The sequence below is a fragment of the Rahnella sp. PCH160 genome, assembly GCF_047784855.1.
Taxonomy (GTDB): Bacteria; Pseudomonadota; Gammaproteobacteria; order Enterobacterales; family Enterobacteriaceae; genus Rahnella.
Window position 1 is genome coordinate 4,363,971 of record NZ_JBLOGT010000001.1, and the last position, 12,583, is coordinate 4,376,553.

Annotated in this window: 10 protein-coding genes; 5 read left to right on the top strand and 5 right to left on the bottom strand. The window is 55.0% G+C overall.

Annotated elements, in window-relative coordinates:
* Nucleotides 1–45: 45 nt before the first annotated feature.
* Complete coding sequence (osmF, locus tag ACM5QY_RS20340; RefSeq protein ID WP_416122426.1) at nucleotides 46–981, bottom strand: glycine betaine ABC transporter substrate-binding protein OsmF; 936 nt, start codon at nucleotides 979–981, stop codon at nucleotides 46–48.
* 336 nt (nucleotides 982–1,317) lie between these two features.
* Between osmF and ACM5QY_RS20345 the strand changes: the two genes are divergently transcribed.
* A complete protein-coding gene (locus ACM5QY_RS20345) occupies nucleotides 1,318–2,823 on the top strand; it encodes an MFS transporter (protein WP_416122427.1) in 1,506 nt (501 codons plus the stop codon).
* 535 nt (nucleotides 2,824–3,358) lie between these two features.
* Here ACM5QY_RS20345 and ACM5QY_RS20350 read toward each other — a convergent pair.
* Together ACM5QY_RS20350 and ACM5QY_RS20355 are read right to left on the bottom strand one after the other, a co-directional pair.
* Nucleotides 3,359–4,465, bottom strand: a complete 1,107-nt coding sequence (locus ACM5QY_RS20350; protein ID WP_416122428.1) for a suppressor of fused domain protein — start codon at nucleotides 4,463–4,465, stop codon at nucleotides 3,359–3,361.
* 173 nt (nucleotides 4,466–4,638) lie between these two features.
* Entirely contained in the window at nucleotides 4,639–5,535 is an 897-nt protein-coding gene (locus tag ACM5QY_RS20355; protein WP_416122429.1) for a LysR family transcriptional regulator, read from the bottom strand.
* Nucleotides 5,536–5,880: 345 nt separating this feature from the next.
* On the opposite strand from ACM5QY_RS20355, the gene ACM5QY_RS20360 reads away from it, so the two are divergent.
* The 3 genes from ACM5QY_RS20360 (at nucleotide 5,881) to abgT (ending at nucleotide 10,266) form a co-directional block, all read left to right on the top strand.
* Nucleotides 5,881–7,197, top strand: a complete 1,317-nt coding sequence (locus tag ACM5QY_RS20360) for a M20 family metallo-hydrolase (RefSeq protein ID WP_101077292.1) — start codon at nucleotides 5,881–5,883, stop codon at nucleotides 7,195–7,197.
* Complete coding sequence (locus ACM5QY_RS20365) at nucleotides 7,197–8,651, top strand: M20 family metallopeptidase (protein WP_416122430.1); 1,455 nt, start codon at nucleotides 7,197–7,199, stop codon at nucleotides 8,649–8,651. Before ACM5QY_RS20360 ends, ACM5QY_RS20365 begins: the two co-directional genes overlap by 1 nt.
* Before the next feature lie 91 nt (nucleotides 8,652–8,742).
* Complete coding sequence (gene abgT / locus ACM5QY_RS20370; protein ID WP_416122431.1) at nucleotides 8,743–10,266, top strand: p-aminobenzoyl-glutamate transporter; 1,524 nt, start codon at nucleotides 8,743–8,745, stop codon at nucleotides 10,264–10,266.
* Nucleotides 10,267–10,268: 2 nt separating this feature from the next.
* Here abgT and ACM5QY_RS20375 read toward each other — a convergent pair whose 3' ends face one another.
* Together ACM5QY_RS20375 and ACM5QY_RS20380 are read right to left on the bottom strand one after the other, a co-directional pair.
* Entirely contained in the window at nucleotides 10,269–11,156 is an 888-nt protein-coding gene (locus tag ACM5QY_RS20375; RefSeq protein WP_416122432.1) for an oxygenase MpaB family protein, read from the bottom strand.
* A gap of 3 nt (nucleotides 11,157–11,159) precedes the next feature.
* A complete protein-coding gene (locus ACM5QY_RS20380) occupies nucleotides 11,160–11,819 on the bottom strand; it encodes a TetR/AcrR family transcriptional regulator (RefSeq protein WP_416122433.1) in 660 nt (219 codons plus the stop codon).
* A 202-nt stretch (nucleotides 11,820–12,021) separates the two neighbouring features.
* On the opposite strand from ACM5QY_RS20380, the gene ACM5QY_RS20385 reads away from it, so the two are divergent.
* Nucleotides 12,022–12,279, top strand: a complete 258-nt coding sequence (locus ACM5QY_RS20385; protein ID WP_104922794.1) for a hypothetical protein — start codon at nucleotides 12,022–12,024, stop codon at nucleotides 12,277–12,279.
* Nucleotides 12,280–12,583 lie beyond the last annotated feature (304 nt).

Consider the following 12,583-nt stretch of genomic DNA (forward strand, 5'->3'; position numbering starts at 1 on the left):
CAGTGAGCACGACCCGCAGGCCGTGCTCCGGGCGTCACTGCCCGATTATTTTTTGACGAAACCTTTATCCTTCAGATACTTCGCCGCGACTTTCTTCGCATCCTGACCCTCCACCGCAATTTTCGCGTTCAGCGTTTGCAGGGTTTTGGTATCAAGCGAAGCAAAGACCGGTTTCAGCAGATCAGGAATGTTCGGATGTGCTTTGAGCGTAGCTTCGCGGATGATGGGCGCAGGCGCATAAATCGGCTGCACGCCTTTTGGATCTTCCAGCGTTTGCAATCCCAGCGCGGCCACCGGGCCGTCGGTGCCATACGCCATCGCCGCATTCACACCGGAGGTTTTTTCCGCGGCCGCTTTAATGGTGACCGCCGTATCGCCGCCTGCCAGCGACAGTAATTGTTGCTGATTCAGTTTGAAACCGTAGGCATTTTCAAACGCCGGTAACGCATCCGGGCGCTCGATAAACTCCGCCGACGCCGCCAGTTTGAAATCCCCGCCGCTGCTGATGAATTTGCCCAAATCGGCCAGCGATTTCAGGTCATGCGCACTCGCCACATCCTGACGCACCGCGATAGTCCAGGTGTTATTCGCCGGAGACGGGCTGAGCCACACAATCTTGTTCTGGTCGTAATCGAGCTTTTTCACTTTATCGAAACCGGCCTGCGCATTTTTCCACGCCGGATCTTTTTCATCGGAGAAGAAGAACGCGCCGTTACCGGTGTATTCCGGGTAAATATCGATTTCCCCGGCAGTGATCGCGCCGCGCACCACTTTGGTCGTACCCAGCTGTAATTTATTGGTGGTGTGAATGCCGTTGGCTTCCAGCACCTGAATAATGATGTTACCCAGCAATGAACCTTCGGTATCGATTTTCGAGCCAACGCGCACGGAATCGTCTGCGGCATGTGCGGTAAAACTCATTGCAGAAAGCGCCAGCATTGCGGCGGTCAGTCCCCGCACCCGCCCTGTTATTCCAGTCATGGTAAGTCCTCTTATTGATTTTTTAGGCGTCTGTCGCTGCGCGACGGTCTTTCAAATTGGCTTTCATCAGTGAAAACAGCGTGCTAACAAGGATAGTCCAATTTCAGGTAAGGGATTGGAGGGTGAGTTATAAAAACAGGCAGCGGTACAATCGGGAACTGAATAAATGTAGGAAGCTTTTGTGAAAATTCGCTAATCCTGACGCAGCGCCCCGGACTTAGATCGCTTTGTTTTATCTTATAGCCATTTGTTTTTAAGTATCTCTGAATCAGGACTTGTGAGCGGCGTCACCTCGCCCCTATGCTGGTTTTTTTGTCAAAAAGCGTAAACACAACCATGTCTGATTCAATTGCGGCCTCTCCCGCCGCCTCTTCAGGGGATTACAGCGCAGAATCTGCGTCCGACAAACCGGTGGTGATTCGTTCCGCTGCCGATATTACTCAGTTAGTAAACCGGGGCGCGGCCAAAATCAGCGACGCGCGTATCGTGATTGCCATCGCACTGGGCGGCGTTTTCCTCGACGCTTACGACCTCGGCGCGCTGGCCTTCGGGATGAAAGATATCACCCGTCAGTTCGGTCTGACGCCTTCCGGCGCGGGCTTTGTGGCTTCCGCGATCACCTTCGGTGCGATTGTTGGCGCCCTGTTCGGTGGCTATCTGACCGACAAAATTGGCCGTTACCGCGTCTTTATGGCCGACATGTTCTTCTTCGTGATTGCCGCACTGGCCTGTGCATTTGCGCCAAACGAATGGGTGCTCGGCGGCTCACGTTTCGTGATGGGCCTCGGCGTCGGTATCGATTTACCGGTCGCGATGGCGTTTCTCGCGGAGTTCTCCAAACTCCAGGGGCGCGGCAATAAAGCCTCGCGCGTGGCGATGTGGTGCCCGACGTGGTACGCCGCCATCAGCGTTTCCTACCTGCTGGTTCTGCTGCTTTACGCGGTATTGCCGGCCACGCACACCGACTGGCTGTGGCGTTTAATTCTCGGTTTTGGCGCGGTTCCGGCCATTCTGATTATCGCCATCCGTCACCGTTATATGAATGAATCACCGGTCTGGGCGGCGAATCAGGGCGACCTGCAAAGCGCGGCGGCTATCCTGCGCAAATCCTACAACATCAATGCGGTGGTTGCGGATGACGCAGACAAAACGCCGCAGGTGAAAGTGCGTAAAGCCGCGTGGCGAAACTACGGCACGCTGTTGCAGGGCGTTTATCTGCGCCGCACCGTGCTGGCCACGGTGACCGCCGTCGCATCGTCATTTGCCTACAACGCCGTGGCGTTTGGCCTGCCGGTGATCCTGTCGAGCTTCCTGCAACAGTCGATGATCAGCACTATTTTGTTCTCACTCGGCCTGAACCTGTGCTTCGCGTTTGTCGGCGGCCTGATAGCCGTGCGTTATGTGTCTAAATTTGGCGCATGGAAAATGACTTATGCCGGTTACGCCTGTCAGCTCGTCGCGATGATCGGCCTGGCGCTGGTTGGACGTCCGGCTGACGGTGCTGAAGCGGCGATTTCCATCGCGATGCTGGCGTTATTCCTGTTCGGACAGGGCTTCGGTCCGGGTTCGCACACCATGACCTTTGCCTCGCTGAGCTACCCGACGTCGCTGCGCGGCATGGGTGTCGGTTTCAACCAGACGCTGATGCGCTCCAGCTCAACGGTTTCCCTGTTCCTGTTCCCGGTGCTTTCCGCCGCGTTAGGCACAGGTGTGTTTTGGGTGATCGCGTTAGCGCCGCTGGCGGGGCTTATCGTGCTGACGGCGATACGGTGGGAACCTTCGGGGTATGATGTAGATGCAGAGGATTTTCAGCCGGAAATTAAACCGGAGGCAGCGGTTTAATCGCTGCTCATTGCGCCGGGTTACGCCCGGAGACGTCTAAAGAATAGACCGAGAAAATTTCGGTTTTTCATGAGCGGCTGGTTTGCTCCTCCCCCTGCGAAGGGGGAGGCTGGGAGGGGGTTTTGCAAACAACTCAGCTTTAAAGTTGCCATTTCGAACCCCATCCCCGCCTTCCCCTTGCCAAGGGGAAGGAGCAAAAACACCAGCATTAATCTTCCGAATTACATAGCCACTGGCCGCTTTCAAAACGACGTTGAGCGAGCGGTGAGAAACGGCGAGAGTCTTTTTTCGAGCAGGTTCGAACCCGAAGCGAAAGTACCGCGTAGCGGCGGCGTTTGCGGCACTCGCCGGAGTTGCTGGAACACAGCCAGCGAGCGGTAGCGCGCAGTGAAAGAGCCGGAGATTTTTAAGAGGCGCGGCGATAGGCGCCTCTTAAAGCCAGTTTGGGTGGCAACCCAAGGTTTTGAACTTAAGGCCAGTTTGGGTGGCAACCCAAGGTTTTGAATTTAAAGCCATAAAGACGTGGCCTTCGACTTCAGATCACCGCGCTTCTCGGCGCAAACACAACCCCGATTCCATTCCCGATCATCGCTGCCACCAGCTCAATTCCGCCATTCGGTTTCCCCTTCGCATATTCGAGTTCACTGGTAAATATCGGGCTGACCCAGAACTGATTCACCGGGTCGCCGTAGATTTCCGGCAGGTCCATTTTATCCGCCGGGCCGCACAGCGCGGAGGAAATGACGTGACCTTCGTACCCTGACGGTGCCATCGGGGACATCAGCGTGTGGCCCTCACCGAGCCAGCTGAGCGTGGTCCACGGGATTTGCGCGTAACCGGAAAGCGCACTTGCCATCTGCACGGCGTTTTCTTCGGTGACGTATTCTTTCCCGACGGAAAAGGCCAGTTCAATGCGGCGGTGCTTTTCGGCTTCATCGTTGAAAATGATGTCGATTTGCGGCATCGGGCGGATGCTCATACCGACGGTGAAGAAGTAATAATTCTCATCGTCTTCATGCTGCGAAATCGCCATCGGCGGCCAGTTGCCCTGATTAATCAGATAATATTTTAACGACGGGCCAAAACGATCTTCGTAGGATTCGAGCAACTTGCGCTGGATTTTCGGCCACGGATTAGTAAATTCGTTTTGCCAGTCACGCCAGAATAAACGGGTCTTTTCCGCCAGCTCGCACTGCATATTGGTCGAGGCCGAACCGAGCGGGAAAATCAGCGGATTCTGCGCGATGCACCCGGCGGAATAACAGACCGAGTGATCGATATACAAACTCCAGCCGGGGATCACCGCCAGCAGCAACCCCTGATACCACAATGCCGCGCCATCATCGCTTTCGTTCCACAGGATCTGAATCTGTGACGGGTCCAGCGGCGCTTCGCCTTCCAGATTGCGGCAATAAGGCGCGGCTAGCAGCGGAGAAATCCCCTGTGCCATCGCATCGGTATCGTCGCCAAGCGGCGCAGGGATCAGATTACGCACCCAGCAGGCACGCATTTTCGGAAAGCGGTCACGCAGATCTTCGCGGGCAAAAATGTAGAAATACACCACGCGGTTGTCCTGTTCGACCAGCGCGGTCAGGGTTTGTTTGTCGTTACTGACTTCAGCAACAATGTCGGACTGGCGCATATGACCTCGGCAATATTAGGAAGCTTATTATTCCCTGTGATGGTCAGTGTAGAACGGATAAGCCAGCCCGATAACGGGCAATATTCCCAAAAATCCCCGATAAATCATCAAAAGACGCGCTTTTTTCGCGAATACTGTGGGTTACCGGCGATATTTTTTACCGGCTGAATTGATTACCGACAATACAGCCGGAACAGTTGCGCCAGATGTGCCGCCATCGGCGTCAGCGTGGTATCACGCCGCTGAATGAGATAGAACGTCGCGGCCGGCAGCGGCAGGTCAAGATCGAGCGCCACCAGGCTCTGGCCGATCACCGGATCGTTAATCACATCCACGGATAACACGCTGAGGAAATCCGTTTTGGCAATCAGGCTGGTGCAGGACATAAACGTCTCGCAAATCACGCTGATATTCGGCTCTGCGTCCATTTCGCTGAACACTTCACTGAGCAGTTTGTAATAACTTCCGCGCGGCGTCGGCATCGTCCAGTCACAGTGAAGCAATTCTTTCATCGCGCGCGCATTTTGCATCGGGTGCCCGCGTCGGGCGACCACGCGGTACTCTTTATCCATCAGTTTTTCATATAACAGTTCGTTATCAAAGGGTCCCTGATAGTAGGTATTGACGGTGAAATCCAGCTCACCCTGACGCAGTTCGGGGATCATCGAGACCAGTTGTCCTTCGGCGATACGGACTTTCACATTGGGGAATTCCCGGTGAAAACGGTCGATCACTTCCGGCATGATGGTGCGCGCAATGCTGGCACCGACGCCGATATTCACCCTGCCGCTGGTGCCGCCGAGGCGCTGGGCGATGTCTTCCTGCGCCACCCGCAGCTCTTCCAGAATCAGGCTCGCGCGTTTAAAAAACGCGTCACCACAATCGGTTAGCGTCACGCCCTGACGGCGGCGGACAAACAATCTCGCGCCCAGCCCTTCTTCCAGCTCTTTAATCGATTTGGTCAGCGCGGGCTGGGAAAGATTAAGCAAACGGCTGGCGGCACGAATGCTACCCTGCCGCGCCACGGACACAAATGCCCGCAGCTGATGCATTTTAATTTGTGATGGCATGAGATTCTTTGATAACCCCTGATTATCACTAAGAAGATTTTGGCATCTTATATGCCCTGATCGCTTTGTGTACATTGAAAAACACATAAGGCAGACGTTTGTCATAAAACGCTGACCAATACGACGGCAAAAATGCCGCGATGCAGTCCCTTCTGCCGGGCCTTTCCCTGCGGATTTTTCCTCCCAACGGCAACAAATTACGGGTTACTGGTTTGCGCTTCGCGCCCGCCGGTCTGGGTTTGTTGTGCCTGTTTTCGTGCTCCGGCGCGCACTCCCCCAAACGAGATTTCCTCCTTTCTGCTTCTGGCAGAAAGCCTGCATGTCTGTAAAAAAAGAGAGTCCGTGATGGTTAATGAGATTTCTGAACACGTCGAACAGCTGTTCCCTGCCCTGCAAACGCAACGTCGTGACCTGCATAAATACGCCGAATCCGGCTGGCTGGAATTCCGCACGTCCACGCTGGTAGCCGACCGGCTGGAAAAACTCGGGTACGCGCTGAAACTGGGTAAAGACGTCATCGATGCGGATTCGCGCATGGGTTTACCCTCCGCCGCCGTGCTGGCCGAACACGAGCAACGTGCACTGGAACAGGGCGCAATTGCCCGCTGGATGCCGCATTTCTCCGGCGGGTTCACCGGCATTGTGGCGACGCTGGAAACCGGACGTCCCGGCCCGGTGATGGGTTTTCGCGTGGACATGGACGCGCTGGATTTAAACGAGGTGCTCGACGAGGCGCACCGCCCGTTCCGCGAAGGATTTGCTTCTGCCAATAACGGCATGATGCACGCCTGCGGCCACGACGGGCACACCACGATTGGCTTAGGCCTGGCGGAAGTGCTGATGCAGGCGCGCGATAAGCTTTGCGGCACGATCAAACTGATTTTCCAGCCTGCGGAAGAAGGCACGCGCGGTGCGAAATCCATGGTCGCGGCGGGCGTGGTTGATGACGTCGATTACTTCACCGCCGTCCATATCGGCACCGGCGTTCCGGCCAATCATATTGTCTGCGGCAACGATACGTTCATGGCAACCACCAAGCTCGACGTGCGCTTCACCGGCGTGGCGTCACATGCCGGTGGCAAACCGGAAGAAGGCCGCAACGCCCTGCTGGCGGCAGCGCAGGCCACGCTCGGGCTACACGCCATTCCCCGCCACAGCGGCGGCAGTTCACGGGTCAACGTCGGCGTATTGCAGGCAGGCACCGGCCGTAACGTGGTGGCCTCCTCCGCCATGATGAAAGTCGAAACGCGCGGTTCCACCAATGAGGTGAACGAATTCATTTATCAGCAGGCGCTGAAAGTGATTTCCGGCGCGGCCGAAATGCATCAGGTGAAATTCGACATCAAACTGATGGGCGCGGCGCAAAGCAGCAAACCGACTGCCGCATGGGTGAATTACATCCATCAGCAGGCGGAAAAACTCGGTGAATTTGAAGAGATTATTGACCGTCAGGAAGGCGCGGCGGGCTCTGAAGACGCCACCTACATGATGGAACGCGTGAAAGCGCGCGGCGGCGAAGCCTCTTACGTGATTTTCGGCACCGATCTCAGCGCAGGGCATCACAACGAGCTGTTTGATTTCGATGAAAAAGTGATGATGCAGGGCATTAAAACGCTGGCTGCGCTGGCGCTGAACATCGCTGAATTCAAAGGGGAAAACTGATGGCAGCGCAGCAAAATATTGTCAATTTCATCAGTGATTTTATCGATAACCAGCAACCGGCGCTGGCGCAAATCAGCGATGAAATCTGGGATCACCCGGAAACCCGTTTCGCCGAATCGTTCTCTTCAGCATTGCTGGCAGACAAGCTGGAAGCCAGCGGATTTGCGGTTGAGCGCGGCGTCGGTGGCATGGAAACGGCGTTTATCGCCAGCTTCGGCAGTAGCAAACCCGTGATCGCCCTGCTCGGCGAATTCGATGCACTGGCCGGGCTGAGCCAGAAAGCCGGATGTGACGTTGCACAACCGCTGATCGAAAACGGTAACGGCCACGGCTGCGGGCATAATTTGCTCGGGACGGCGGCGCTCGGTGGCGCGCTGGCGGTAAAAGCCTGGATGGAACGTGAAAACATTCAGGGCACGGTGCGGTTTTACGGCTGTCCGGGCGAAGAAGGCGGTTCCGGCAAAACGTTTATGGCCCGCGAAGGCCTGTTTGATGATGTCGATGCCGCGCTGACGTGGCATCCGGAAACCTACAGCGGCATGTTCAGCAACCAGACGCTGGCCAATATTCAGGCGTCATTCAGCTTCAAAGGCGTGTCCTCACACGCCGCCGCTGCGCCACATCTGGGCCGCAGCGCGCTGGACGCCGTGACGCTGATGAACACCGGTTCCAACTTCCTGCGCGAGCACATTATTCAGGAAGCACGACTGCATTACGCCATCACCAACGCGGGCGGGATCTCACCGAACGTGGTGCAGGCCGATGCGGAAGTGCTGTATCTGGTGCGCGCGCCGCAGATGGATCAGGCGCAGGGGATTTTCGACCGCGTGGTGGATATCGCCAAAGGCGCGGCGCTGATGACCGGCACCACGATGTCGATGCGTTTTGACAAAGCCTGTTCCAATTACGTGCCAAACCGCACGCTGGAAAGCGCGATGTATCAGTACGTTCAGGCGTTTGGCACACCGAAATACACGGCAGAAGAGCAGGCGTTTGCGGCGTCGATTCACGCCACGCTGACGGACCAGGATATCGATAACAATCTGCTGAATATCTCCCGCACCAGCGGCGCGGAAGGGGTAGCGTTCGCCGAAACGCTGCGCACGTCACCCCTCACCAACGCCGTCGCACCTTATGCACCGAACAACAATATTCTCTACGGCTCAACCGACGTCGGTGATGTGAGCTGGCTGGTGCCGACGGCGCAGTGTTTCAGCCCGTGTTTTGCGGTCGGTTCGCCACTGCACACCTGGCAGATTGTGTCGCAGGGCCGCACGTCCATCGCGCACAAAGGCATGTGTCTGGCGGCAAAAGTGATGTCCTCCACGGCCATCGAACTGTTCACCCAGCCGGATTTACTCGCCGCGTGCCAGAAAGAGCGCGACATCCTGCGTGAACGTCGTCCGTATCACTGCCCTATTCCGGCGGGCATAAAACCTTCGCCGCTGAAATAAAACACGACGAGTAAACCGCCCGCTCATGCCCCGTTCCGGCAGAGACGGGCGGCATAAATATAAAAAATCAAACACGACAGAGGGTTAAGAGATGAGTATTGAAGCACAGGACTCCGGCCAGAGCCCGGGAGGTTTTCTCCAGTGGGTAGAACGTGTAGGTAATAAAATTCCCAATCCGTTTTTATTATTTGTTTATTTGATTGCCATTCTGATGGTCGCCAGCGCGGTGATTTCGTGGCTGAATATTACGGCGGTAAATCCGAGTAACGGCGAAGTTATTCACGTTAAAAATCTGCTGAGCGTGGAAGGTATCCAGTGGATTTTGCCGAACGTGATAAAGAATTTCAGCGGATTCACCCCGCTCGGCTCGATTCTGGCGCTGGTGATCGGCGCAGGTCTGGCGGAGCGCGTCGGGCTGCTGCAAAGCCTGATGTATAAAATGGCGTCGAAAGTGAATGCCCGTTACGCCAGTTATATGGTGATCTTTATCGCCTTCTTCAGCCACATTTCGTCCGACGCCGCGCTGGTGGTGATGCCGCCACTGGGCGCGCTGATTTTTCTGGCGGTCGGACGTCATCCGGTGGCCGGTTTACTGGCGGCGATTGCTGGTGTGGGCTGCGGCTTTACAGCGAATCTGCTGATTGTGACCACGGATGTGCTGCTTTCCGGGCTGAGTACCGAGGCGGCGAAAGCGATTAATCCGGCCGTTCAGGTCAGCGTTATCGATAACTGGTATTTCATGGCCGCCTCAGTAATTTTACTGACAATTGTCGGGGCCATTCTGACGGACAAATTTGTCGAACCGCGTCTGCCTGTTTATCGCGGCGAACGTAACGAAGAGATGAAGAAGCTGACGCCGGAACAGAACCGCGGCCTGATGGCGAGCGGAATTGCGGCGCTGGTGTTCATCGGACTGGTCGCGCTGCTGGTGGTGCCCGAAGCCGCGCCGCTGCGGGATCCGAAAACCGGCGGGATCATCCCTTCTCCGTTTATTCAGGGCATCGTGCCGCTGATCATTATGTTCTTCTTCGTGATTTCGGTGCCTTACGGCATGGTGACGAAGCAAATCCGCAGCGCCAGCGATGTGCCGGATTTGCTGGTGGATCCGATGAAGTCTATGGCCGGTTTTATCGTGATGGTGTTCCCGCTCTCCCAGTTTGTGGCGTTTTTCAACTGGAGCAATATGGGGAAATTTATGGCAATCGGGCTGACGGATGTGCTGGAAAATCTCGGCATGACCGGTATTCCGGCGTTCCTCGGGCTGATTTTTCTGTCGGCGCTGCTGTGTATGTTTATCGCCAGTGGCTCGGCGATCTGGTCGATTCTCGCACCGATTTTCGTGCCGATGTTTATGCTGCTAGGCTTCCATCCGGCTTTCGCGCAGATCGTGTTCCGCGTTGCGGATTCCTCGGTGATCCCGCTGGCACCGATGTCGCCGTTTGTGCCGCTGTTCCTCGGATTCCTCCAGCGGTACAACAAAGAGGCGAAACTCGGCACCTATTATTCGCTGGTGCTGCCTTATCCGATTGTGTTTTTCGTGGTGTGGCTGCTGATGCTGGTTGGCTGGTATCTGCTGGGTTTACCAATCGGACCGGGCGTTTATCCGCATTTATAAGTTCAGGAAGACAGGCGGCCCATGCGGCGCATCGCGCGGTGCCATGAGCCGTTTCTGACCGCCCAGCGCAAAATGCCTGCAATGCGGCGGGTGCCAAAACGAATGGTTTTGCGCTTAACCGGGGAAAGGGAAATCCCCAGTTGTTCCGCCGCCCAGCCGGGTAATAGCTCAATACCGGCCTGAATCATCAGGCTGCCAACGGGTTTAGCCAGACGGCTTGGTGCAGGTGCATTTCGCAATAACCGCACGACTTCCCGCGTTCTTTCATCGCAGCGCAATTGTGGCCGCATGGCCTGCAAATAGGTTTCTACCGCCACAACGCTGTCAGGCACATTTGCCGCCCCGAGGCTTTCTGCCACACGGGAGAACTCCTGATAATAACGATCCTGTTCGGCTGAACTGAGCGAAGGATTGCGATAGCGCAGATGTGATTGCAGGAAACTGTACGCTTCCGCAACGTGTACCCAGACCAGTAAATCCGGGTCACTGGCGGCGTAAGGCGTGCCGTACGCATCGGTGCCGGTGACGTGCAGATGAATGGATTTCACTTTTTCGATTAACGCCGTGGCGTCACGGGTCGGGGCAAAGGTGGTACCGGAAATAAACTGGCTGGTTCGGCGCAAGCGGCCGAGCATGTCTTCGCGAAATGAGGAGTGATCCCAGACACCGGCGAGCGCCAGCGGGTGAAGCATTTGCAGCAGCAAGGCACTGACACCGCCGCAAAGCATCGAAGAAAAGTCTCCGTGGATCCGCCAGGTTACACTTTCAGGGCCAAACAGCCCCGGATCGCCCGCCGGATTTTCGAAGTCTATACCGCCTAACGCCAGGCCAGAAATACTCAGCACCTGGCGTTCTATTCTCTTTCTTAACAACTGACGAAAATCGAACATCCGTTAGTGCGCTGCAGCAATTTGCACGGTGTTTTTTGTCAGCTCCGGCCACAGGTTCATGACCACGTCGATGAGACGATTAAGCTCAGCCGCCGTTGCGCCATCACGCGCCTGGACAGAGAAACCCTGAATGGTACAGGCGAGGTATTTCGCCAGCAGGGCACTGTCGGTGACAGCGGGCAGGTTGTCGCTTTGTTTCTGTTTCTCGAGATATTCGAACAATGTCCGTTCCTGCGACAGGTGGTGCTCACGCAGCATTTCGGCAATATCCGCAGAAGATGAAGACATCCCGGACGATGCGCTGATCATGAAGCAACCGCTCGGCGTATCGCAATCAGTAAACAGGTTTGCGATGGCGCGCAAATACTGGTCAATCGCCTGCTCAACGGACAAATCAGGTCTGCTCAGCAGACAGCGTCCTTTTTCGTAGAAATTTTTAACGTAGTGCTCAACGGCTGCGCGGAAAAGCCCTTCTTTATTACCGAATTCGGCATACAAAGTTGGCGCTTTTGCACCGGTTGCTTCGACTAAATCGGCTAATGACGTGGCCTCGTAACCATGGCGCCAGAATAAATTCAGGGCCTTGCTCAGAGCAGTTCCACGATCGAACTGTTTTGGGCGACCGCGACTTTTCCGGACCAAAGCCGTCTGTTCAGTGCTCATACACCCTCCTTCCATCACCCTTGTGATAATGGTTATAAAAATTGTTTTTAGAAATAACTTAACGATCATTATTAAAAATAGTTGCGCACAAGTCCAGCGGAGTTTATGATTTAATTATCGAGCGATAAGAAAATCACTCACACCCGCAAAGCTGCACAGCTATAAGCGCTTTTTAAAAGCAAAATACCCAGGACGTAACATCATGAGTAACTTCAAAATCCTTCTTGCAGTTCTGGCATTAACCGCTGTACCGGTTGCCAATGTTGCCGCACAGCAGGTTATCATGATGCCAGTACAGAGTCAGGAAGTCGCGATGGTCAATGTGACCGGTGACAGTAACTTCTGTAACCCGGCTACCTGTACGAACAAAAAAGTCGAACAGGGCCGTATCTCCACGTCTCCGACTCAGCCACCTGCACCGGTGACTTCAGGTCACAAACCGGCTTCCATTTACTATTAAGGAAACCCGGCCACTGACGACGAAAGTCACGGCAGGAATCACGATAAGGCGGCATTTGCTGCCTTATCTTTTTCTAAGCCGACCCTAGTTTTAACATCCTCTCCCGCCGGAACCAACCATTAACTTAGCGATCATTAAAGATTCATTCAGCACAATATTGGATAAGCCTGAACTCTATCCTTCACGCGAATCATTTTAAAAACATAAATTTAACAAAATAAAAACAACAATGCGTTTTGGTGTGATGTTCATCACAGCACAATTAGTTAACGCTCATTAAAAAAACATCTTGCACAAACTCTCA

Bases quoted from the DNA above. Each gene is read 5' to 3' on its own strand.
- osmF (WP_416122426.1), bottom strand. From the start codon at position 981: ATGACTGGAATAACAGGGCGGGTGCGGGGACTGACCGCCGCAATGCTG.
- ACM5QY_RS20345 (WP_416122427.1), top strand. From the start codon at position 1,318: ATGTCTGATTCAATTGCGGCCTCTCCCGCCGCCTCTTCAGGGGATTAC.
- ACM5QY_RS20350 (WP_416122428.1), bottom strand. From the start codon at position 4,465: ATGCGCCAGTCCGACATTGTTGCTGAAGTCAGTAACGACAAACAAACC.
- ACM5QY_RS20355 (WP_416122429.1), bottom strand. From the start codon at position 5,535: ATGCCATCACAAATTAAAATGCATCAGCTGCGGGCATTTGTGTCCGTG.
- ACM5QY_RS20360 (WP_101077292.1), top strand. From the start codon at position 5,881: ATGGTTAATGAGATTTCTGAACACGTCGAACAGCTGTTCCCTGCCCTG.
- ACM5QY_RS20365 (WP_416122430.1), top strand. From the start codon at position 7,197: ATGGCAGCGCAGCAAAATATTGTCAATTTCATCAGTGATTTTATCGAT.
- abgT (WP_416122431.1), top strand. From the start codon at position 8,743: ATGAGTATTGAAGCACAGGACTCCGGCCAGAGCCCGGGAGGTTTTCTC.
- ACM5QY_RS20375 (WP_416122432.1), bottom strand. From the start codon at position 11,156: ATGTTCGATTTTCGTCAGTTGTTAAGAAAGAGAATAGAACGCCAGGTG.
- ACM5QY_RS20380 (WP_416122433.1), bottom strand. From the start codon at position 11,819: ATGAGCACTGAACAGACGGCTTTGGTCCGGAAAAGTCGCGGTCGCCCA.
- ACM5QY_RS20385 (WP_104922794.1), top strand. From the start codon at position 12,022: ATGAGTAACTTCAAAATCCTTCTTGCAGTTCTGGCATTAACCGCTGTA.